The 21,030-nt window shown below is 70.7% G+C and carries 25 protein-coding genes, 1 pseudogene and 1 riboswitch; of the genes and pseudogenes, 12 read left to right on the top strand and 14 right to left on the bottom strand.

Translation table 11 applies throughout. The features are described from left to right. Nucleotides 1–30: 30 nt before the first annotated feature. Entirely contained in the window at nt 31–501 is a 471-nt protein-coding gene (locus ACFYQ5_RS03355) for an SRPBCC domain-containing protein (RefSeq protein WP_389192396.1), read from the top strand. A gap of 140 nt (nt 502–641) precedes the next feature. On the opposite strand, the gene ACFYQ5_RS03350 is transcribed toward ACFYQ5_RS03355, so the two are convergent. After that, nucleotides 642–1,319 carry a hypothetical protein gene (locus tag ACFYQ5_RS03350; RefSeq protein ID WP_389192393.1) on the bottom strand — a complete coding sequence of 226 codons (678 nt, stop codon included), beginning with the start codon at nt 1,317–1,319 and terminating at the stop codon, nt 642–644. A 382-nt stretch (nt 1,320–1,701) separates the two neighbouring features. Here ACFYQ5_RS03350 and ACFYQ5_RS03345 point away from each other — a divergent pair, with 382 nt between their 5' ends. Further along, entirely contained in the window at nt 1,702–2,412 is a 711-nt protein-coding gene (locus ACFYQ5_RS03345; RefSeq protein ID WP_389192390.1) for a lysophospholipid acyltransferase family protein, read from the top strand. Between the two features lie 65 nt (nt 2,413–2,477). Then, nucleotides 2,478–3,527, top strand: coding sequence for an NAD-dependent epimerase/dehydratase family protein (locus tag ACFYQ5_RS03340; protein WP_389192388.1), 1,050 nt, complete (start codon nt 2,478–2,480; stop codon nt 3,525–3,527). Nucleotides 3,528–3,628: 101 nt separating this feature from the next. On the opposite strand, the gene ACFYQ5_RS03335 is transcribed toward ACFYQ5_RS03340, so the two are convergent. From ACFYQ5_RS03335 to ACFYQ5_RS03300, 8 genes are all read right to left on the bottom strand, one after another. After that, nucleotides 3,629–5,191: an alpha/beta hydrolase gene (locus ACFYQ5_RS03335; RefSeq protein ID WP_389193086.1), complete on the bottom strand. Its 1,563-nt coding sequence runs from the start codon at nt 5,189–5,191 to the stop codon at nt 3,629–3,631. Between the two features lie 168 nt (nt 5,192–5,359). Beyond that, on the bottom strand, nt 5,360–6,145 hold the full coding sequence (locus ACFYQ5_RS03330) for an urease accessory protein UreD (protein WP_389192385.1): 786 nt from the start codon (nt 6,143–6,145) through the stop codon (nt 5,360–5,362). Next, the gene (gene ureG, locus ACFYQ5_RS03325) at nt 6,142–6,819 is read right to left on the bottom strand and encodes an urease accessory protein UreG (protein WP_389192382.1); all 678 of its coding nucleotides are present in this window, start codon (nt 6,817–6,819) and stop codon (nt 6,142–6,144) included. Before ureG ends, ACFYQ5_RS03330 begins: the two co-directional genes overlap by 4 nt. A gap of 31 nt (nt 6,820–6,850) precedes the next feature. Next, complete coding sequence (locus ACFYQ5_RS03320; protein ID WP_389192380.1) at nt 6,851–7,516, bottom strand: urease accessory protein UreF; 666 nt, start codon at nt 7,514–7,516, stop codon at nt 6,851–6,853. Between the two features lie 17 nt (nt 7,517–7,533). Beyond that, nucleotides 7,534–9,255 carry an urease subunit alpha gene (locus ACFYQ5_RS03315; protein ID WP_389192377.1) on the bottom strand — a complete coding sequence of 574 codons (1,722 nt, stop codon included), beginning with the start codon at nt 9,253–9,255 and terminating at the stop codon, nt 7,534–7,536. Then, nucleotides 9,248–9,559, bottom strand: a complete 312-nt coding sequence (locus tag ACFYQ5_RS03310) for an urease subunit beta (RefSeq protein ID WP_389192374.1) — start codon at nt 9,557–9,559, stop codon at nt 9,248–9,250. Before ACFYQ5_RS03310 ends, ACFYQ5_RS03315 begins: the two co-directional genes overlap by 8 nt. 14 nt (nt 9,560–9,573) lie before the next feature. Further along, entirely contained in the window at nt 9,574–9,876 is a 303-nt protein-coding gene (locus ACFYQ5_RS03305; protein ID WP_389192371.1) for an urease subunit gamma, read from the bottom strand. 139 nt (nt 9,877–10,015) lie between these two features. Next, nucleotides 10,016–10,636, bottom strand: a complete 621-nt coding sequence (locus ACFYQ5_RS03300; RefSeq protein ID WP_389192368.1) for a TetR/AcrR family transcriptional regulator — start codon at nt 10,634–10,636, stop codon at nt 10,016–10,018. A 106-nt stretch (nt 10,637–10,742) separates the two neighbouring features. Between ACFYQ5_RS03300 and ACFYQ5_RS03295 the strand changes: the two genes are divergently transcribed. Beyond that, complete coding sequence (locus tag ACFYQ5_RS03295; RefSeq protein WP_389192365.1) at nt 10,743–11,738, top strand: ABC transporter permease; 996 nt, start codon at nt 10,743–10,745, stop codon at nt 11,736–11,738. A 97-nt stretch (nt 11,739–11,835) separates the two neighbouring features. Here the strand turns inward: ACFYQ5_RS03295 and ACFYQ5_RS03290 are convergent, their stop codons facing one another. Beyond that, nucleotides 11,836–12,135, bottom strand: a complete 300-nt coding sequence (locus tag ACFYQ5_RS03290; RefSeq protein ID WP_389192363.1) for a type II toxin-antitoxin system Phd/YefM family antitoxin — start codon at nt 12,133–12,135, stop codon at nt 11,836–11,838. Nucleotides 12,136–12,214: 79 nt separating this feature from the next. Between ACFYQ5_RS03290 and ACFYQ5_RS03285 the strand changes: the two genes are divergently transcribed. From ACFYQ5_RS03285 to ACFYQ5_RS03275, 3 genes are all read left to right on the top strand, one after another. Continuing rightward, complete coding sequence (locus ACFYQ5_RS03285) at nt 12,215–12,850, top strand: ATP-dependent Clp protease proteolytic subunit (RefSeq protein ID WP_389192361.1); 636 nt, start codon at nt 12,215–12,217, stop codon at nt 12,848–12,850. A 7-nt stretch (nt 12,851–12,857) separates the two neighbouring features. Next, nucleotides 12,858–13,166 (top strand): hypothetical protein, encoded by a 309-nt coding sequence (locus ACFYQ5_RS03280; protein ID WP_389192359.1) that lies wholly within the window; start codon nt 12,858–12,860, stop codon nt 13,164–13,166. 341 nt (nt 13,167–13,507) lie between these two features. Further along, nucleotides 13,508–13,704, top strand: a riboswitch (cyclic di-AMP (ydaO/yuaA leader). A 3-nt stretch (nt 13,705–13,707) separates the two neighbouring features. Beyond that, a complete protein-coding gene (locus tag ACFYQ5_RS03275; RefSeq protein WP_389192357.1) occupies nt 13,708–14,178 on the top strand; it encodes a C40 family peptidase in 471 nt (156 codons plus the stop codon). A 19-nt stretch (nt 14,179–14,197) separates the two neighbouring features. Here ACFYQ5_RS03275 and ACFYQ5_RS03270 read toward each other — a convergent pair. Both ACFYQ5_RS03270 and ACFYQ5_RS03265 read right to left on the bottom strand, forming a co-directional pair. Beyond that, nucleotides 14,198–14,491, bottom strand: a pseudogene (locus ACFYQ5_RS03270) (LysE family translocator); the annotation flags it as partial. Between the two features lie 5 nt (nt 14,492–14,496). Continuing rightward, a complete protein-coding gene (locus ACFYQ5_RS03265; protein ID WP_389192354.1) occupies nt 14,497–15,645 on the bottom strand; it encodes an 8-amino-7-oxononanoate synthase in 1,149 nt (382 codons plus the stop codon). Nucleotides 15,646–15,789: 144 nt separating this feature from the next. Between ACFYQ5_RS03265 and bioB the strand changes: the two genes are divergently transcribed. The 4 genes from bioB (at nt 15,790) to ACFYQ5_RS03245 (ending at nt 19,710) form a co-directional block, all read left to right on the top strand. Continuing rightward, nucleotides 15,790–16,953, top strand: coding sequence for a biotin synthase BioB (gene bioB, locus ACFYQ5_RS03260; protein WP_389193084.1), 1,164 nt, complete (start codon nt 15,790–15,792; stop codon nt 16,951–16,953). After that, a complete protein-coding gene (locus tag ACFYQ5_RS03255) occupies nt 16,946–18,250 on the top strand; it encodes an adenosylmethionine--8-amino-7-oxononanoate transaminase (protein ID WP_389192351.1) in 1,305 nt (434 codons plus the stop codon). The genes bioB and ACFYQ5_RS03255 overlap by 8 nt, the downstream gene beginning before the upstream one ends. A gap of 1 nt (nt 18,251) precedes the next feature. Then, on the top strand, nt 18,252–18,938 hold the full coding sequence (gene bioD, locus ACFYQ5_RS03250; RefSeq protein ID WP_389192348.1) for a dethiobiotin synthase: 687 nt from the start codon (nt 18,252–18,254) through the stop codon (nt 18,936–18,938). Nucleotides 18,939–19,014: 76 nt separating this feature from the next. Further along, entirely contained in the window at nt 19,015–19,710 is a 696-nt protein-coding gene (locus tag ACFYQ5_RS03245; protein ID WP_389192345.1) for a class I SAM-dependent methyltransferase, read from the top strand. A 10-nt stretch (nt 19,711–19,720) separates the two neighbouring features. Here ACFYQ5_RS03245 and ACFYQ5_RS03240 read toward each other — a convergent pair whose 3' ends face one another. Beyond that, the gene (locus ACFYQ5_RS03240) at nt 19,721–20,092 is read right to left on the bottom strand and encodes a fic family toxin-antitoxin system, toxin component (RefSeq protein WP_389192342.1); all 372 of its coding nucleotides are present in this window, start codon (nt 20,090–20,092) and stop codon (nt 19,721–19,723) included. Then, complete coding sequence (locus tag ACFYQ5_RS03235; protein WP_030921856.1) at nt 20,089–20,316, bottom strand: hypothetical protein; 228 nt, start codon at nt 20,314–20,316, stop codon at nt 20,089–20,091. Before ACFYQ5_RS03235 ends, ACFYQ5_RS03240 begins: the two co-directional genes overlap by 4 nt. Nucleotides 20,317–20,402: 86 nt before the next feature. Here ACFYQ5_RS03235 and ACFYQ5_RS03230 point away from each other — a divergent pair, with 86 nt between their 5' ends. Further along, nucleotides 20,403–20,822 (top strand): GNAT family N-acetyltransferase, encoded by a 420-nt coding sequence (locus ACFYQ5_RS03230; RefSeq protein WP_389192339.1) that lies wholly within the window; start codon nt 20,403–20,405, stop codon nt 20,820–20,822. Nucleotides 20,823–21,030: the final 208 nt, after the last annotated feature.

Below are 21,030 nucleotides of genomic sequence, written 5' to 3'. Positions count from 1 at the left end.
GAGCGCGAGGGGCGGTGCTAAGGTCGCGCCATGCCACGTACGGACAGGGCGTCGCGGGTCATCGCCGCACCATCCGATCGCGTCTGGGCCGCGCTCGTCGACCGTGAGGCGGTCGCCGCTTGGCTTCCTCCAGCCGGGATGACCGGCAGGTTCGAGCAGTACGATGCCCGGCCGGGTGGGTCGTACCGGTTGGTGCTGACCTATTCCGACGCATCCGGCGCCCCCGGTAAAGCGACCGCGGATTCGGACGTCGTCGAGGGTCGCTTCGTCGACGTCGTCGCCGGTGTGCGGGTCGTGCAGGCGGTGGACTTCGTCTCCGACGATCCTGCCTACGCCGGCACGATGATCATGACCTGGAGGGTCACCCCTGTCGGAGGGGAGACGCGCGTCGACATCGTTGCCGAAGACGTCCCGGACGGCATCTCCGCAGAGGACCACGCCGCAGGCTTCACGTCCTCTCTGGCGAACCTGGCCGTCTACGTCGGTCCCGACCGCTGCTGAGGCCACGTCAAGCGCACTGCTCGAACAGCGAGCGCCTCGGCCGGCCCGGCACGGTGCCAGGCCGCGGTGCAGGCGGGACGGGAGAGGTCGCGGGGGCAGGCGGCATGGAGCACAGGGACCGGCAACCTGCCCTGTGGGCGTCAGTCCTTCGGTTTCCTGCGTTCCCAGGCTTCCCGGGCCTCCAGGGGGACCCGTCCCCGGGACGGCACGTCGTAGCCGTGGGCCCGTGCCCACGAACGGATCGACCTGGTGTCGACGGGCCGGGTGACGGGAAAGGGCCCAGGTTTCCAGAGCTGGGGGCGTGCGGGTTCGAAACGGGCGGACGCCTCGACGATGCCGGCCGGGAACAGGGGGACCTGGATCTGACCGCCGAGGACGGCGGTGAGGAAGGCGGTCAGGGTCCCGTCGTACGTGAACCAGCCGGGGCCACGGGCCTGGTTGACCGCGATGCGCCAGCGGTCGGGGTCCGCTGCGGGATCCGTGATCCAGAAGAGGTACTCGCCGTTGTCGGTTCCGGCGCAGGCGAAGAGCGTTTCGGGATCGTACGGAACGGGATGCGTCCCCTGTTCGTAGTCCTTGCGCAACTGTGCCCGGATCCGGCCGGGCATGGGGCCCGTGAGGTTGACGTACTCGGTCACGCCGTGCGGGTGGTAGACGTGGAGATAGTCGTTGAACACGCCGGGCCCGTAGCGGTCCGCCAGTTGTCTGTAGTCCTGTGGCAGCGGCATGCCGAGGTTCGCTTCGACTGTCTCCCAGTGGATGTTCATGGCCTGGTCCGGAGGCGGGCAGAGCTGGGTGAGGGCGGTCATGTCGGCCATCGGATTCCTGAGGCTCCCGTTCTGGCTCGTGGTCATCCAGCCGGCGGCTCGTCGCGGCGTCGGCTCTACGCCCCAGTGTGGCGGAAGAACGGGAGACCACCTCGGCGGCGGGCCCGGAGCAAGCTCGAGGCCCGTCAGTAACGGGCGTTGACCGGGAGGTTGGCCTGGCCGCCGTCCTCGCGCATGGTCTGCGGGCCGTCGCGGCGTTCACCGTTGTCCGGGTCGCCGCAGGTCTCCCTCGGTCCGCGGCTTCCCGGAGAGGCCCGGAAGAGGGCTACGATCGATCGCCGGAGAGCAGCGACGAGCTCGTACGGACCGTCGACCGTATGTGACCTGGCAGAACGCGGCCAACAGCCCGGTCCAGAAGGCTAGGAGAGATGCTGTGTTCTATTACGTCCTGAAGTACGTCGTGCTGGGCCCCTTGCTCCGCCTGACGTTCCGGCCCCGCATCGAAGGGCTCGAACACATCCCGGACGACGGTGCCGCCATCGTCGCGGGCAACCATCTCTCCTTCTCCGACCACTTCCTGATGCCCGCGATCCTCAAGCGCCGCATCACGTTCCTCGCGAAGGCCGAGTACTTCACCGGCCCGGGCATCAAGGGCAAGCTGACCGCGGCGTTCTTCCACAGCATCGGGCAGATCCCCGTGGACCGGTCCGGCAAGGAAGCGGGGCAGGCGGCCATCCGCGAAGGGCTGGGGGTGCTGAGCAAGGGTGAACTGCTGGGCATCTATCCGGAAGGCACCCGCTCGCACGACGGACGGCTGTACAAGGGCAAGGTCGGGGTCGCGGTGATGGCGATCAAGGCAGGGGTCCCGGTCATCCCCTGCGCGATGGTCGGCACGTTCGAGATCCAGCCCCCCGGGCAGAAGGTGCCCAAGATCAAGCGGGTCACGATCCGCTTCGGGGAACCGCTGGACTTCTCCCGCTACGCCGGCCTGGAGGACCAGAAGGCGGCTGTCCGGGCGGTCACGGACGAGATCATGTACGCCATCCTCGGGCTCTCCGGACAGGAGTACGTCGACCAGTACGCCGTCAAGGCGAAGGCGGCGCAGGCCGAGGAGTCCAAGAAGTTCCCGCGGCGGACACGCTGAGCGGGGAATCTGCTGCGGGCCGATTTACCTGTCCGGGCCGATGAGGCAGCCGTAGCGTTCTCCGTATGAGCAGAGGACGAGCGTTCGTACTGGGCGCGACGGGACAGATCGGCCGGGCCGCGGTGCGGGCTCTGGCCGAGGACGGCTGGGAGGTGACCGCGGCCTCCCGCGGTGGTGGCCGGGACGGCACCTGGGACGACGGGGTCCGCACCGTCGCACTCGACCGCGAGGAGGCGGGGGCGCCGGCATCGGCGCTCGGCGACGGGTGCGATGTCCTGGTCGACGTGGTCGCCTTCGGCCGGGATCACGCGGCGCAGCTGGCGGGGCTCGCGGACCTGGCCGGGTCCGCGGTCGTCATGTCCAGCGGCGCGGTGTACGAGGACGACCGGGGCCGCAGTTTCGACACCCAGGGTGAGCCGGACGGATTCCCGGAATATCCGGTGCCGATCCCGGAGACGCAGCGCACGGTGGCGCCCGGGGACGCCACGTACGGGACACGGAAGGTGGCGCTCGAGGAGCAACTGCTGGCGGTCGGCGAAGCGTTGCCCGTGACACTGCTGCGGGCGGGCGCGGTGCACGGGGAGCACTGCAGGACGCCGCGCGAGCTGTACTTCGTCAAGCGTCTGCTGGACGGACGCCGGCGGCGGGTCCTCGCGTACGGCGGGGCGAGCCGCTTCCATCCGGTCCATGTGTCCAACGTCGCCGAGCTGATACGGCTCGCCGCTCTGCGACCGGCCTCCCGGGTGCTCAACGCGGGGGACCCGCAGGCACCGACCGTCGCCGAGATCGGCGCGGCCGTGGATGACGTGCTCGGTCTGGAGACCGAGACGGTCCTGGTGGCCGGTGCGCCGCCCGAAGGCGGTATCGGGGAGACGCCGTGGAGCGGCGCGCATCCCGTCGTGTACGACATGTCGGCCGCCGAACGGGAGCTGGGCTACCGCCCGGTGACGGGCTATGCCCCGTCGCTGCCGCAGACCGTCGAATGGCTCGCCGCGCAGCTCGACGGGCGCGACTGGACGCAGGCCTTCCCGAAGATGGCGCGCGCCTACGGCGAGGCGCTCTTCGACTACGCGGCCGAGGACGCCTGGCTGGATCGGCACGACCGGAGGGCGTGAACACGCCCCGCCGGCCGGGGGATGTCGGCGGGGTGGCACGGCCGGGGGTGAGCGGGCGGCCGCCGGAAGACATCGGCCGCCCGCCCACGTTCAGGTGGTGCTCACGGCTTCGGTGTGGCGTGCGGGGCGCACGTCACATCGCGCCGGTCGGTCTTCCCGGTGAGCAGGTAGGTGTCCACCCGCTCGTTGACGCAGGGGTTGACCAGTCCGGTGACTCCGTGCGAGCCGGCACCCTCCTCGGTGATGAGGCGGGAGCCCTTGAAGCGCTTGTGCAGCTCGACGGCACCCTCGTACGGGGTGGCGGCATCGCGCGTGGACTGCACGATCAGCACCGGCGGCAGGCCCTTGCCCGTACGGACGTCCAACGGCGTCTGCTGCGTGGACGGCCAGGTCGCGCAGGGCAGGTTCATCCAGGCGTTGGCCCAGGTCATGAACGGGTGGTCCTGGTGGAGCCTGGTGTTGTCGCGGTCCCACTTCTTCCAGCTGGTGGGCCACTTGGCGTCCGCGCACTCGACCGCCGTGTAGACGGCGTTGCCGTTCTCCGAGCTGATGTTGCCCGCGGTGTCCGACAGGTCGGGTGCCGCGGCGTCGATCAGCGCCTGGGTGTCGCCGCCCAGATAGTCGCTCCAGATCTGGGCGGTGGGCGCCCAGGCGGAGTCGTAGTACGGCGCGCCCTGGAAGAATCCGATGAGCTCGGCGGGTCCGACGACGCCACCGATCGGGTTCTTCTTGGCCGCCGCGCGCAGCGTCAGCCACGCCTGCTCGACCTTCTCGGGCGTGTCACCGATGTGGTAGGCCGCGTCGTTCTCCGCGACCCACTCCTTCCAGTCGTTCCAGCGCGTCTGGAAGGCGATGTCCTGGTTGAGGTTGGCCTCGTACCAGATGTTGTCCTTCGCCGGGTTGACCACGCTGTCGACGACCATGCGGCGCACGTGCGACGGGAAGAGCGTGCCGTACACCGCGCCCAGGTAGGTGCCGTAGGAGACGCCCAGGAAGTTGAGCTTCTTCTCACCGAGCGCGGCGCGGATGACGTCCAGGTCACGTGCGGTGTTGGGCGTGGTCATGTGCGGCAGCATCTCGCCGCTGCGCTCGGCGCAGCCGTCGGCGTACTCGGCCGCGAGCTTGCGCTGGGCCCGCTTGTCGGCCTCGCTGTCCGGTACCGGGTCGGCCTTCGGGGCCTTCACGAACTCCTGCGGATCGATGCAGGAGATCGGCGCCGAGTGTCCGACGCCGCGCGGGTCGAAGCCGACGAAGTCGTATGCCTTCGCCGTCTTCGTCCAGAGCGGGTTCTTGGTGACGACGCGCTTCGGGAAGGCCATACCGGAGCCGCCGGGGCCTCCGGGGTTGTAGACGAGTGCGCCCTGGCGCTCGTCCTTCGTGCCCGTGCTGACGTGCCGGTCGACCGCGAGCTTGATCTGCTTGCCGTTCGGCTTGCTGTAGTCGAGCGGAACGCTCACCCAGCCGCACTGGATGGGTGCGGCGATCGCCCAGTCGGCCGGGCAGTCCGTCCAGTCGATACCCGCCTTCGCGGCTCGAGCGGCGGCGGTCTGTGCCCCGCGCGCCTCCTGGTCACCGTGGTGCCGGCTGTCGGCACCGGCGGCCGGTGCGGCTATCGCCCCCGCTATGAGCGTGCCCGCGATCAGTGTGCCGGCCGAACCGAGCATCGCTGTGCGTCTCAAGTCGAACCTCCCCCTGCGTGATGCGTCGCCGTGGCGGCGCGTTCGTTCATGTGTCCAGGCAGATCCTTTCGTCTGTGACGTTGCCGAGAACAGGGCGTACGCATGTTTCTTTACCGAACCAATAACCGGTGCCCGCTGTCCCGCTGAGCGAACTCAGGGCTTCCGGAGGGCTGCGGGCCCCTTCAGCAGCTCCTCCAGCGCCTCGTCCAGCACCGCGCGCAGCAGCCGTGCGTCGGCGGCGAGCGCGGTCACCAGGACAGCGGGACCGGCCAGCGGGGTGAGCGCGGCGGTGGGGCCGAGCAGGCGTGGCGCGGGGAGGGCGCCGCCGAACGCGGGGTCGACGAGGAGCAGTTGTCCGACGGCCCGGTGGCCGCCCAGGACGGCCGGACCGTCCCAGCCTCCGGGCGTCCCCGGACCGTACGCCAGCTGCTGGTCGAGCAGTGGCCGTCCGGCTCTGCGTACCGTCAGACGGGTCGAGAGCCGGCCGGTGCGTTCTCCGTGGCGGCCCAGGATCTGTTCCTCCCGGAGTACCAGGCGTGCGGTGCCGGAGAGTTCGGCCCGGGTGGTCATGTCGAGCGCGCTGCCGTGGGCGGAGACGAGTTGTTCGGGGAGCCAGTGGAGTTCCGCCCCCTCCCCCACGCTCAGCCGTACGTCGTACGAGGCGGGGCCCGCGTCCGGGCCCGGCCCCGGCAGCGCCACGGTGGCGGCGGCGGAGTCCACCGTCACCCGGGCACCGTCCTCGGCCCGGGCCTCGATCGCGAGCCGGTCGCCGCCGAGGGGTGCGCTCATCGCACCGACCACGGTGACCCGCGCGTACGTGGTGTCCGGCGATCTGGTCCGGCGCAGGGCGAGCGGCCCGGCGCTCTCCAGCACCGGAAGGGCGGTGGACCCCCGCCCGTCTGCGACGGCCGTGATCCGGGCGGTGGCCGCGACGCTCATGCCGCCCAGTCCGCGAGCCGCGCCCGCACCCAGTCCGCGACGGGGGCGACACCGTCGTCCCCGGTCAGGGAGGTGAACACCACGGGGAGTGCGCCGCGCTGGGCGGCGGCGTCGCGGGCCATCCGGTCCAGGTCGGAGCCGACGTAGGGGGCGAGGTCGGTCTTGTTGATGACGAGCAGGTCGGCGGTCGTGACACCGGGGCCGCCCTTACGCGGGATGTCGTCGCCCCCCGCGACATCGATCACGAAGACCTGGGCGTCGACGAGCCCCTTGGAGAAGGTGGCGGTGAGGTTGTCGCCGCCCGATTCGACGAGGATCAGATCGAGGGGCCCCACGGAGTCCTCCAGGTCCTCGACGGCTTCGAGGTTGGCGGAGATGTCGTCGCGGATGGCGGTGTGCGGGCAGGCGCCGGTCTCGACGGCCTGGATGCGCTCGGGCGGCAGTACCGCGTTGCGGAGCAGGAAGGCGGCGTCCTCGCGGGTGTAGATGTCGTTGGTGACGACGGCGATGGAGACGCGGTCGCGCAGGGCCCGGCAGAGGGCGGCGACGGTGGCTGTCTTGCCCGAGCCGACCGGGCCGCCGAGGCCGATCCGCAGGGCGCGACGGGTTCCGTCGGGGCGGGCGGCGTCGGCGCTGACGGCCGTGGGGCCGTTGTGAGCGTGGTCGAGATGCATGGGTGCGGCTCCAGGTCTGTGGTTCCGGGGGTCAGGAGGCGAACAGGCGGACCGGCCAGGCCGCGTGGGCCTCGGCCGAGATGTCGAGCATCGGGGCGGAAGCGGCCGGCAGGGCGTCGATGCCGTGCCGTGCGGCCTCGGCGGCCTGTTCGGCCACCTGGTCGAGAGCGGGCGTGAGCCGGGCGAGGACCGCGGTGGCCTCGAAGGGGTCGAGGGACAGCAGGCGGACCACCGCGGTCGCCGGCCCGCTGACCGTTTCGTAGGCCACGCAGTGTGCGGCGTCGGCGGGCCCCAGGCCTGCGGCGCGTGCCGTGAGGCCGAGGACGACGGGCTGGTGGGCGCCGCGGGGCCGGGCTTCGGCGAGCGCGGCCAGTTCGGGGCTGGGCCAGGTGGCTCGCGCCGCCCTCATCAGCTGCCGGCCGAGCTTGCGTGCGACGTTCCTGAGGGCGGGCGAGGGCGTCCGGGCGTCGGCGGCCTCGTCGAGGGCGAGCGGGTCGAGGCCGTGGGCCGCCGCGGCGGCCAGCGCGGCGGAGGTGAGTCCGGTGGTGTGCAGTCGGCCCAGACAGAAGTCCGCCAGGCCCTGGGCGTTCCGGATGTGTCCTGCCTTGACGGCCGGCTCGGCACCACCGGAGTGGGCGTGGCCACCGGCGGGGAACCGGCCGTCGGCGAGGACGAGCAGGGCTGCGCGTGTCGTCATGAGGTGCTGTCCCGCCCTCAGAAGAGGAAGTAGCGCTGAGCCATGGGGAGTTCGGCGGCCGGGGCCGGTTCGACCGGATCACCGTCGATGGTGACGGCGAAGCTGTCGGGGTCGACGTGAACCTGAGGCAGGGCGTCGTTCTCCCGCATGTCCGCCTTGGTGACGCCGCGGGTGCTGGTGATCGGCACGAACGCCTTGCCGAGCCCAAGGCGCTCCGGCAGCCCCGCCTCGATGGCGGCGGAGGACACGAAGTTGAGGGAGTTGGATGCGGGAGCCCGGCCCATGGCACCGAACATCGGGCGGGGCATGACCGGCTGCGGAGTGGGGATCGAGGCGTTGGCGTCGCCCATCTGCGCGTACGCGATCTGGCCACCCTTGATCACGGTCTGCGGCTTGACGCCGAAGAAGGCCGGGTCCCAGAGCACGAGGTCGGCGAGCTTGCCGGTCTCGACGGAACCGATCTCCCGGTCAAGACCTTGGGCCACCGCCGGGTTGATGGTGTATTTGGCGACGTAGCGACGTGCCCGGTGATTGTCGGCGGGGCCGTCACCCGGCAGAGCGCCGCGTCGCCGTTTCATCACATGGGCGGTCTGCCAGGTACGCAGGATCACCTCGCCGATGCGGCCCATCGCCTGGGAGTCGGAGGAGATGATCGAGATGGCTCCGAGGTCATGGAGGATGTCCTCGGCCGCGATGGTCGAGGGCCGGATCCGGGACTCGGCGAAGGCCAGGTCCTCCGGCACCGTGGGGTTGAGGTGGTGGCAGACCATCAGCATGTCGAGGTGCTCCTCGATCGTGTTGACGGTGTGCGGCCGGGTCGGATTGGTGGAGCTGGGCAGGACGTACGGCTCCGAGACCACGCTGATGATGTCGGGAGCATGCCCGCCGCCCGCGCCCTCGGTGTGGTAAGCGTGGAGGGAACGCCCCGCGATGGCGGCCAGCGTGTCGGCGACGAACCCGGCCTCGTTGAGCGTGTCGGTGTGGATGGCGAGCTGGGCGCCGGTCTCCTCGCACACGCTCAGGCAGGCGTCGATGACGGCGGGGGTGGCTCCCCAGTCCTCATGGATCTTGAATCCCAGCGCTCCGGCGCGCAGTTGCGAGTGCATGGCTTCGCGGGACATCGTGTTGCCCTTGCCGAGCAGGCCTATGTTGACCGGGTAGCCCTCGAGCGCCTCGAACATCCGGGCAAGGTGCCAGGGCCCCGGAGTGATCGTCGTGGCCTTGGTCCCCTCGGCCGGGCCCGTGCCTCCGCCGACGAGTGTGGTGATCCCGGACGAGAGTGCCTGGCCGACAAGGGTCGGCGAGATGAAGTGGACGTGCGCGTCGATGGCGCCGGCGGTGATGAACCTGCCGTTGCCCGCGATGATCTCGGTCTCGGGCCCGATGACCAGATCGGGGTGGACGCCGTCCATCGTGTCCGGGTTCCCGGCCTTGCCGATCCCCGTGATCCGGCCGTCGCGGATACCTATGTCGGCCTTGACGACGCCCCAGTGGTCGATGATGACGGCACCCGTGACGACGGTGTCGGGGGCGCCTTCGGCGCGGGTGGTCCGCGCCTGGCCCATCGATTCACGGATGACCTTGCCGCCGCCGAACACGGCTTCGTCACCGGCCCGCCCGGGCCCGCCCGACCGGTCCTCCTCGATCTCGACGACGAGATCGGTGTCGGCGAGCCGGATGCGGTCGCCGGTGGTGGGCCCGAACAGGTCGGCGTACACGGGGCGGCTGAGCTCAGGCATCGAGGGAACCTCCGGTGTCGCCGCGCAGTCCTGGGACGATGCGCAGACCTGCGAGCGGGACGAGTTCGACATCGACGGGGACACCGGGCTCGAAGCGCACGGCGGTCCCGGCGGCGATGTTCAGCCGCAGCCCGTGGGCGGCGCGGCGATCGAAGTCCAGGCCGGTGTTGGCCTCGGCGAAGTGGTAGTGCGAGCCGACCTGGACGGGCCGGTCCGCGGCGTTGAGAACGGTGAGACGGGTGACCGGGCGGCCCTCGTTGAGCGGCACCGGGTCCTGCGCGTACAGGATCTCCCCTGGAATCATCGGCCGCTCCCCCGTCAGACGATCGGGTCGTGGACGGTGACGAGCTTGGTGCCGTCCGGGAAGGTGGCCTCGACCTGTACGTCGTGGATCATCTCCGGTATGCCGTCCATGACGTCGTCCCGGGTGAGGATCTTCCTGCCGGAGGCCATCAGCTCGGCCACGGTCCGGCCGTCGCGGGCGCCCTCCAGGAGGTGGGACGTGATCAGCGCGATCGCCTCGGGGTGATTCAGCCGCAGTCCGCGCGCCCTGCGCTTCTCTGCGACATCGGCCGCCACATGGATGAGCAGGCGTTCCTGTTCGTGCGGAGTCAGTTGCACGCTTCCACCCTCTTCGTCTTCCGCCCGGTACCTGCCCCGGACGCAGCGGGACCCTATCCCGCCTTCAACACTCTGTTGAACGATGAAGAGGGTTCCGCGACCAGGTATTGCACGTTAAGGCGGAAGTTTTTCCGGCGCGTTAACTGACCTTTTGCGCATCCATGGACATCAGCCCGCGCAACCCGCGCTCCAGGACGTCGGGTTCGGCCCCACCGAACAGCGCCTCCTGCGCCATGAACCCCTGAGCGGTGGCGATCATGGTGCGGGCCACATCGTCGGCCGGAACATCGGAGTGCATGAGACCGGCTGCCCGGTAGGCGTCCACCAACTTCGCCCAGGCCGCGCGCATGCCGGTGTACCCGTCGGCGAGAGCCTTCGCCAGCCGGTCGTTGCGCAGGGTCTCGGCCCACACCTGGACGATGAGCGCGGCACACGTGCGGCGCTCCATCCCGTACACCTGACCTTCGAAGACCCCGCGCAGCACCCTGCCGAGCAGCACGTCGGGAGTGGGTGGCGGGGTGAGCTCCGCAGCCTCCTCGAAGGCCCGCCGGATGCTGCGGAACGCCTCGTCGGCGATGGCCGCGATCAGGTCCTCCTTACCCGCGAAGTAGCGGTAGACGGCCCCTGCGGACAGCCCGACCTCTTTCAGCACGTCCTGCATCGAGGTGCCGTGGAAGCCGTTGCGGGCGAAGCAGCGCGCCGCCCCGGCGAGGATCTGCCGACGGCGGGCGTCGAGGTGCTCCTGGGATACGCGTGCCATGAGCCCAACCTAAAACGAACATTCCCTCTTGACAAGCACCGAAGCCGTGGAGACAGTGGGAACTGTAAAACGAACGATCCTTCTCTTTGAATTGAGGGCAACCGCCATGCCTGCTGAGCCGAATCGCCGCGCGCTCGCGGTCATCCTCCTCGTCCCCCTGATCGTGACGCTCAGCCTCTGGGCGTTCTCGTGGCCCGCCGCACGGATCGCCCCACGCGAGCTGCCCGTGGGCATCGCGGGTGCCGCACCTGCGGCCGATCAGCTGCAGAAGCGGTTCGAGCAACGCGAGGGCGCCTTCGAGATCCACCGTTACGACGACGCGGACGCCGCCCGTGCCGCGATCGAGGACCGGGCCGTATACGGCGCCGTCGTCGTCACCGAGAAGGGTCCGCAGCTCCTCACCGCCTCGGCGGCAGGCCCCGTCGTCTCGCAGCTGCTGACCGAGGCGGCCAAGGGCGCGGCACCCGCGGGGACCACCGTCCCGGTCACCGATGTCGTCGCGGCACCCGCCGCGGATCCGCGCGGCGCCGCGCTCGGCGCGAGCATCCTGCCGCTGGCCCTCGCCGGGGTCGCCGCCGGGGCCCTGGTCACCGTCATGAGACTGCGGGGCGCCCGAGCGGCCCTGACCCTTGTCGGTGCGGCGGGACTGGTGGGTGCCGCGGCCACGGCGGTCGCCCACAGCTGGCTGGGCGTGATCACGGGTGACTGGTGGGCGGATGCGGGTGTCATCGGGCTCACGGTGCTGGCCGTCGCCTCGGGCGTCGGCGGGCTCGCAGCGCTGCTCGGTACCAAGGGCCTCAGTGTGGGCGCACTGCTGATGGTGCTGCTCGGCAATTCCTTCTCGGGCGTCACCAGCGCACCCGAACTGCTTCCCGAACCGGTCGGCGAAATCGGCCAGTGGCTCCCGCCGGGCGCGGGCGGCTCATTGCTGAGGTCGGTCGCGTTCTTCGACGGGGCCGCCACGGGCGGGGCCGTGCTGATCCTGACGGCGTGGGCCGTACTGGGCCTGACCGCCGTACTGATCGGCGGGCGCCGGAAGCCGGAGGCGGACAGCGCGACGCAGCTCCCCGACCACCGTCACGAACCGGCCCGCACGAGCTGACGGCTCACCACCCGCCCGCCGAGCCGCGCCCCCCGCCTGGACGGGCAGGGGGCGCGACTCTTCGCGGTTCCATGACCGCCGGGTGCCCGCACCCGCGTCAGCGGTCCCGGCCCTCGTGGCCGCGGTGCTCCGCCGCGATACCGAAGCGGCGCCGTTCGCCCGTAGCAGACGACGCGGAGCGGATCGAGGACACCGAGCTGATCACCTGCTCCTGGCCTGCCGCCTCGTCCGCCGCAGCCTCCTCGTTCTCGAGTCGCTGCAGGTCAGCCGCCGACACCAGGGCGATCAACGGCTTCCCGTGCCGCGTCACCACCACGCGTTCGCCCCCGTAGACGACGCGGTTGATCAGTTCGGCGAGCTCCGCCCGGGCTTGCGTCACCGGAATCTCGTAGGCCATACCCCCATCTTAACCTCCTGTACGTCCTGTACATTTTTTACGTACTTCGATTCGCCGTGGTCCGAGGAGAGGCATCGTCATGTTCCGTCCCGCCGCCCGCTATGTACTGCCCGAATTCACCGAGCGCACCGCTTACGGGTCGCGGAGCATGGACCCGTACTCGAAGCTGCTGTCGGAGCGGATCGTCTTCCTCGGCACACCCGTCGACGACACCGCGGCGACCGACTTGATCGCACAGTTCATGTACCTGGAGCACGCGGACCCCGACCGGCCGCTGTCGCTCTACATCAACTCACCCGGTGGCTCCTTCAACGCCATGACGGCGATCTACGACACCATGCACTTCCTCGCCTGCGAGGTGGAGACCTTCTGTCTCGGTCAGGCGGGTTCCAGTGCCGCGGTACTGCTCGCGGCCGGCGCGCCCGGACGCCGACATGCCCTGCCGGGCGCCCGGGTAGTCATTCAGCAACCCGCTCTGGACGAGCCGGTGCAGGGGCAGCCCTCCGATCTCGAGATCCAGGCCCGTGAGTTGGAGCGCGAGCGCGAGCTGCTCACGGCCATGCTGGCCCGTCACACGGGGCGCTCCACGCGGGAGATCAGCGCCGACATCGAACGGGACACCATCCTCGACGCCCCGGCCGCCCTGGCGTTCGGGCTGGTGGACCATGTCGTGGAGAACCGCACGCCGTCCCAGCCACCGCATCCCGCGAGGTGAACGCCCCATGCTCTCGCCCCAGTTCCCGCCACTTCCCGCGCTGACCCGCGCCGAGGCCGAGTTCATCGACCGCTACCTGGAGGCACTCGACCAGCTCGGCCGCATCAACCCCGCACGCGGCAGCGACACGTACGGGGCACTCCGGGCGGCCCAGGCTCTCGCGTCCCGGGCCGTCGCACTCCGCGACGCGCTCGTGTTGATGCACGAGCGGGGTGAGTCGCAGATCCACGCGGACACCCTGGCCAGGGCACTTCGACTGCTGGACGGAGAGCGTCGCGCCGGGCGGGTCGCCGTGCCTCCCGCACCGTCGAGTTGAGCGCGTCCACTGCCCGACTCGGGCTGCCGGTGCGGTTTTCGACGCCCCTTCACGACACGCCCGACAGGCCGATGAGTTTTCCTCGCTCGTTCGGCGTAGAAGCTCCCCCTGTCGAGGGACAGCCCAACTTGCGCACCGAGCGCGGACACTGAACGGAATGCATCGTTCCGCCCCTGGTACACGGCTGGTCCGGTGCAGCCGTCACGGCTCGGAGCCGGCCGCGTCCACCCGATCGGATCAGTCGTGACGACTCTCACATATGCCTACGTCAGCGAGGAAATCCGGCAGGTCGTGAGTAAAGATCCCTGGGACGACAAGCCCCCGCCACCACGGCGGGGCGGTCCGGGCGGACGCCGAGTCCTGCCGCTGCCCGGATGCCTGGTCGACAGGAATGGATCGGCAGGAGTGGAGGACCCGAGCACAACGGGCCGACCGGATATCCGGGCGGCCCTCGGGGTGAAGCCGCTTCGCGCGGCCGGGCAACTTCGCCAGCCCGAACCCGACAGGTCATCCTTCACAGGCGGCTGACGAAGGGTTGCGCATGACTGCGCAGGTTCATGTCCGCTCACTGTTCGCCCGGGCCGGCACGGCCTCGGTTCTGACATTCGCCGTAGGAACCACCATGCTGGCCCCGGGGTTCGTGAACGACGCCGAGGCCGCCGTCCATTCGACGAAGGCCCTCAAGATCGCAGCCTCGAAGAAGGGCGCTCCCTACAGCTGGGGCGCCACCGGCCCCCATCGGTTCGACTGCTCCGGGCTCACGCTCTACGCGTTCAAGAAGGCCGGCAAGAAACTCCCCCGCACGGCTCAGCAGCAGTACAACACGACCCGCCATATCTCCAGGTCGCAGCGGCAACGCGGCGACCTGGTCTTTTTCCACGCGGGCCGCAGTGTGTACCACGTCGGCATCTACGCCGGCAGTGGGAAGGTCTGGCACTCACCGAAGACCGGCGCCGTGGTCCGGCTGGAGAAGATCTGGTCCGGCAGCGTCTGGTACGGGAGGGTCCGCTGACAGCCTTCGTCGCCTGATCTCAGTGCAGGAGGGGCCCGGTCACCAGGAGGAGTCCCAGCGCGGTGAGCGCCGTGCCGCTGCCGCCCTCGATCGCACGGGCGGTACGCGGCCGGCGCAGCCACCGGCCCAGGCGGTCCACCAGCAGGGCCACGGCCGGGAACCAGACGAGGGCGAGCAGGACGACCAGCGACGCCAGCAGCAGCGTCCTGGGCAGAGGCGGCCTGCCGTCGGGGACGAACTGGGGCAGCAGGCTGAGGAAGAGCACGGGCGCCTTGGGGTTGAGGGCGTTGGTGAGGAAGCCCTGGCGCAGTGAGCAGGTCAGCTGACCGGCAGGGGCGCCGTCGCGAGGACCGTACGCACAGCTGTGGAGATCTGCTCCTGCGTCAGGTCCGCCCGGGCGGTCAGTCGCAGCCTGGAGATCCCGTCCGGCACCGACGGCGGCCGGAAGCACCCCACGGCGAGACCCGCCGCACGGCAGTCGGCGGCCCAGCGCACCGCCGACTCCGCCGAGGGCGCGCGGACCGACACGACGGCGGCGTCCGGCCGTACCGCGGTCAGTCCGGCCGCCGTCAGCCGGCCGTGCAGTTCCACGGCGACGGCCCCGGCCCTCGCCGCGCGTCCGGGTTCGCGGCGCAGCAGACGCAGGGCCCCCAGGGCCGCACCGACGGCGGCCGGGGCGAGACCGGTGTCGAAGATGAACGTACGGGCCGTGTTGACCAGGTGGCTGATGACCCGGGCGGGGCCAAGCACCGCTCCGCCCTGACTGCCGAGCGACTTGGAGAGGGTGAGGGTGGCGACGACGCCTTCGCCGCCCGCGAGTCCTGCGGCCTCGAGCGCGCCGCGTCCGCCCGTGCCCAGGACGCCCAGCCCATGGGCGTCGTCCACGAGGAGGGCTGCGCCCGCGTCGCGGCAGACGTCGGCGAGTGCGGCCAGCGGGGCGGCGTCGCCGTCCACCGAGAAGACGGAGTCGGTCACGGCAAGCGCCCGTCCGTCGTGCGTGTGGAGCACCTTGCACACGGCCTCGGGATCCGCGTGCGGCGCGACGGTGACGGCGGCCCGGGAGAGCCTGCAGCCGTCGACGATCGAGGCGTGGTTGCCGGCGTCGGACACGATCAGCGAGTCGTGTCCGGTGAGCGCCGTGAGTGCGGCGAGGTTGGCCGCGTAGCCGGAGGAGAACACCAGGGCGGCTTCGAAACCACAGAAAGCGGCGAGTTCGCGTTCGAGTTCCGCGTGCAGTGCGGTGGATCCGGTGACGAGCCGCGAGCCGGTGGCCCCCGCGCCCCATGTCCGTGCCGCCTCGGCCGCGGCTGCGGTGACCTCCGGGTTGCGGCTCAGCCCCAGGTAGTCGTTGCTCGCGAGGTCCAGCAGTTCCGTCGCGGCGGGCCGGGAGCGCAGCGTCCGGACGAGTCCGGCGTCGGTACGGCGCCGGGCCTCGTCGTCGATCCAGTCGAACGGGGCGTAGGACATGGGCGGGTCCCTTTTTGTAGGCAGCTCACAGACCCTAACCGGGCGCGCAACAGGCCAGGGTGTGGCAATACACACAGCATCGACCGACTCTGCTGTCCGGTTCCTCCTTGGCCGATGACGGTGCCGTACGTCAGGATCAAGGCCATGGACCTGCTGAACACGCTGGTGGAAAAGGGGCTGCGGCGCGAACTGCCGACCCGTGACGAAGCGCTCGCCGTGCTGGCGACCTCCGACGACGAACTGCTCGATGTGGTGGCCGCGGCCGGAAAGGTGCGCCGCCAGTGGTTCGGCCGGCGCGTCAAGCTCAACTATCTGGTGAACCTGAAGTCGGGTCTCTGCCCCGAGGACTGCTCGTACTGCTCGCAGCGGCTCGGCTCCAAGGCGGAGATCCTCAAGTACACCTGGCTGAAACCGGACGAGGCGAAGAAGGCCGCCGCCGCGGGGGTGGCCGGCGGTGCCAAGCGGGTGTGTCTGGTGGCCAGCGGCCGGGGACCGACCGACCGCGACGTCGACCGGGTGTCGCAGACGATCGAGGCCATCAAGGAGCAGCACGAGGACGTCGAGGTGTGTGCCTGCCTCGGTCTGCTCTCGGAGGGCCAGGCCGACCGTCTGAGGTCGGCGGGCGCCGACGCGTACAACCACAACCTCAACACCTCGGAGGGGACGTACGGGGACATCACGACCACGCACACGTACGCAGACCGGGTGGACACCGTGCAGCAGGCCCAGGCCGCCGGGCTCTCGGCGTGCTCCGGTCTGATCGCGGGCATGGGCGAGACCGACGCCGACCTGGTGGACGTGGTCTTCTCGCTGCGCGAGCTGGATCCGGACTCGGTGCCGGTGAACTTCCTGATTCCCATGGAGGGGACCCCGCTCGCGAAGGACTGGCACCTCACGCCGCAGCGGTGCCTGCGCATCCTGGCGATGGTCAGGTTCGTGTGCCCGGATGTCGAGGTCCGGCTCGCGGGCGGCCGTGAGGTCCATCTGCGTTCGATGCAGCCGCTCGCCCTGAACCTCGTCAACTCCATCTTCCTGGGTGACTATCTGACCAGTGAGGGCCAGTCCGGACAGACCGACCTCGACATGATCGCCGACGCGGGTTTCGAGGTGGAGGGAGCCGCCACGACGACGCTCCCCGAGCACCGTGCGCCGGCGGCCGGCGGCTGCGGCTCGCACGAGGGCGGCTGCGCTCCGTGCGGCGACACCGCCGAGGCCGCGCCGGAGCCGGCCGGCGCGCTGACAGCGCGTACGGATCTGGTGGCGGTACGCCGTCGCGGCGCCGGGACGGATCTCGCGCCCAATGCCTGATCCGCTCCGCCCCGCAGAACTCCGCGCCCTGGACCGGGCCCACGTCTGGCACCCCTACGGCCCGATGCCGGGCCGGCAGGAGCCGCTGGTCGTCGAGTCCGCGTCGGGGGTGCGTCTCCGGCTCGCCGAACCCGCTCAGGGTCAGCGCGAGTTGGTGGACGGAATGTCCTCCTGGTGGTCGGCGGTCCACGGCTACAACCATCCGGTGCTCAACGAGGCCGCTCGCGGCCAGCTGGACCGGATGAGCCACGTGATGTTCGGCGGGCTCACGCACGAGCCCGCCGTCCGGCTGGCGACCCGGCTGGTGGAGATCACTCCCGGTCCGCTGCAGCACGTCTTTCTCGCGGATTCGGGGTCGGTCTCCGTCGAGGTCGCGGTGAAGATGTGCCTGCAGTACTGGCGTTCGGCGGGGCGGCCGGCCAAGCACCGGCTGCTGACCTGGCGCGGCGGCTACCACGGGGACACCTGGCAGCCGATGTCGGTGTGCGACCCCGAGGGCGGGATGCACGAGCTGTGGTCGGGTTCCCTCCCTCGGCAGATCTTCGCGGACGCCCCTCCGGACGGCTTCGACGCCGAGCCGGACGAGGGCTACGCCAGGCATCTGCGCGAGCTGATAGCCGCCCATGCCGACGAGTTGGCAGCGGTGATCGTGGAGCCCGTGGTGCAGGGGGCGGGCGGGATGCGCTTCCACTCCCCCGCGTATCTGCGGGTGCTCCGCGAGGCGTGCGACGCCAACGACGTGCTGCTGGTGTTCGACGAGATCGCGACGGGGTTCGGCCGTACCGGGCAGTTGTTCGCGGCAGGGCACGCCGGGGTGTCACCGGATGTCATGTGCGTCGGCAAGGCGCTGACCGGCGGCTATCTGACGCTGGCTGCGACGCTGTGCACCTCGGAGGTGGCGCAGGGCATCTCGAGCGGGGACGTGCCGGTACTGGCGCACGGGCCGACGTTCATGGGCAATCCGCTCGCCTCGGCGGTGGCCTGCGCGTCCGTCGATCTGCTGCTGGGCCAGGACTGGGCGCTGGAGGTCGAGCGGATCGGTACGGGGCTGCGACAGGGGCTGACCGAGGCCGCCGGTGTGCCGGGCGTACGGGACGTCCGGGTGCTGGGCGCGATCGGCGTCGTGCAGCTCGATCACGAGGTGGACATGGCGGCCGCCACCCGGGCCGCGGTCCGCGAGGGCGTGTGGCTGCGTCCGTTCCGCGATCTCGTGTACACGATGCCGCCCTATGTGACCGGTGACGACGATGTGGCACGGATCTGCCGGGCCGTGTGCGCCGCGGCGAGGGAGGGCTGAGATGACGATCCTCGTGGTGACCGGTACGGGCACCGAGATCGGCAAGACGATCGTGACCGCGGCGGTGGCGGCCGCCTTCCGTGACCTCCGCGTCGCGGTCCTCAAGCCCGCCCAGACGGGTCTCGCCCCGGGTGAACCGGGGGACGCCGCCGAGGTGGCGCGACTGGCCGGCGCCCATGTGACAGCGGTCGAACTGGCCCGTTTCCCGGAACCGCTGGCGCCCGAGACAGCGGCACGCCGCGCCGGTCTCGCGCCCGTACGTCCGTACGAGATCGCCGAGGCCGCCCAGAAGCTGGCGACGGAGCACGACCTGGTCCTGGTCGAGGGCGCCGGCGGGCTGCTCGTCCGTTACGACGAGCAGGGGGCCACGCTCGCGGACGCCGCGCGGCTGATCGCGGCGCCCGTGCTGGTGGTGGCGCCCGCGGGCCTGGGGACCCTCAACGTCACCGCGCTGACGACGGAGGCGCTGCGGACGCGAGGACTCGCGTGCCCGGGAGTGGTGGTGGGGAGCATGCCCGGCGAACCTGATCTGGCGTCGCGGTGCAACATCGACGACCTGCCGGTCGCGGCGGGCGCCCCCCTGCTCGGCGCGGTGCCGGCCGGGGCGGGGGCCCTGGAACCGGCAGACTTCCGGGCGCGGGCGGCGAGTTGGCTGGCACCTGAGCTGGGCGGGAATCGTCCTGCCTGATGAGGGGCTGAGCAGGTCCGTACGGGGGAGAATTCAAGGGGAGCCGTATCCACGTGCCCTCCGAGGAGGCCCGATCATGCGACGGCGCAGCACACCTGTCCCCCGGGACGCCGTGCACCACCCGGTATTCGCCCGCTTCTACGCCCGGATGAGCGTGGTCGCCGACGTCAAGGGGGGTGTGGCGGGCCATCGCGACGAGCTGCTCGCCGGTCTCTCCGGCCGTGTCATCGAGATCGGGGCGGGTAACGGTCTCAACTTCGCGCACTACCCGGGGGCGGTGTCCGAAGTGGTGGCGATCGAGCCGGAGCGCAACCTGCGGCAGCTGGCGGCCGGTGCGGCGCTGCGCGCGGAGGTGCCGGTCGATGTGGTTCCGGGCACGGCCGAGGCACTGCCGGTCAGGAGCGAGGCGTTCGACGCGGCAGTGGCCTCACTGGTCCTGTGCACCGTGCGGGACCTGCCGCGCGCACTGGCGGAGCTCAAGCGGGTGCTGAGGCCAGGGGGTGAGCTGCGGTTCTTCGAGCACACCCTGGCCCCTGGCCGGGCACTGGCGACGGCGCAGCGGGCAGCGGACCGCACGTTCTGGCCGCTGCTCTTCGGGGGCTGCCACACGGCGCGGGACACGGTCGCGGCGATCGAGGAGGCCGGGTTCGAGCTGGGGGTGTACCGCAGCTTCCGTATCCCGGAGAAGGGTCTGCAGGTGCCGAGCTCCCCATGCGTGCTGGGCGTGGCCCGCCGCTCCGCCGTGGTGGACCAGTCGGCGGAGGCGGGCTGAGGAGCCCCGGTCACAGGCTCCACCGGCGCAGCTCGTCGGCGATGGTCCGGACGTCGGCCTTGCCCTCCTTCACCAGTCGTGCCAGATCGCGTACCTGCTCGGGCGAGGTGATGACCTTCAGCCCGGAAGCGACGAGATAGCCGTAGGCGACGGCAGAGGCGAACATCGCGTTGGAGTGCTCGAGCGCGGGCACATGGAGGAGCAACTGCAGCATGGCGGCCGCGCGGGAGTGCGGGTCGCTGTAGACGGGGCTGCCGAAGATCTCCGCCTCGTGCCGGCTGACGGCGGCGACGAGTGCACCCCAGTCGACGACCTGTGGATCGCCGGGCGTCTTGTGCTCGGCGACCATGAGCAGCCAGGAAAGGTCGATCTGCAGGTTCAACGGGTGCCTTTGCGCTCCGGGCCGAACTCCTCGGCGAACACCGACTCGTACTGCTTCATGAAGTCGGCCGCCGCCTCGACGAAGGTGTGTCCCACCTCGCCCGCATCCTGTTTGACGAGCTCCTCTATGTAGCGGTTCACGCTCATCCCCCGCTGCAGGGCGCGCTGCCGCGCTGCCTCGGCGGTGGCCTCGTCCACTCGAACGTTCAGCTGAGTCTTGGGCACGCCCTCACGCTAGCGTGTGTGCGCTAGCACCCGCAAGGGGAGCGGGCACGCGCCCGTCGCCCCAGGCTCTCTGGTTGGCTCGGACCATGACCGATCTTGACATCCGCTGCGCGACCCTCTCGGACACGGACGCCGTACTGCGCTTCTGGCGCGAGGCCGCGGAAGGCACGAGCATCACCGACGACCAGGACGGAGTCATCCGGCTGATCGCGCGGGACCCCGAAGCCCTGATCCTCGCGGAACGGGACGGCCGGATCACCGGAACCGTCATAGCCGGCTTCGACGGGTGGCGATGCTCCGCGTACCGGCTAGCCGTGCACCCCGACTGCCGACGGCAAGGCGTCGCCACCGCACTGATGGAGGCCGCCGAACGCCGGTTCCTCGCCCTGGGCGGGCGACGGATCGACGCCATGGTCCTGGAGTCCAACGAGCAGGCACATCACACATGGGGCGCGGCTGGCTACCATCGCGAGGACCGATGGCGGCGCTGGGTCAAGTCACTGTGACCACCGCCAGGCCGCCGGAGGCCTCGGACCCACCGCTGCGAACAAGCTCCGGACAGGGTATTTTGCCGATCCTTTACTATGGATCCTCGATCGTCCGATTCTTTTCGAAAGGTGTGAGCGTCCGCCCATGGGCGAGCCCCCCAGTAGTCGATACCGCCGACATCGCGCGAACCTTCTGCCCCTGCCCGATCATGGGACGGAGGTGAAC

The organism is Streptomyces sp. NPDC005794 (genome assembly GCF_042871445.1).
Lineage (GTDB): Bacteria > Actinomycetota > Actinomycetes > Streptomycetales > Streptomycetaceae > Streptomyces.
This window is presented reverse-complemented; position numbering and strand designations above follow the sequence as displayed.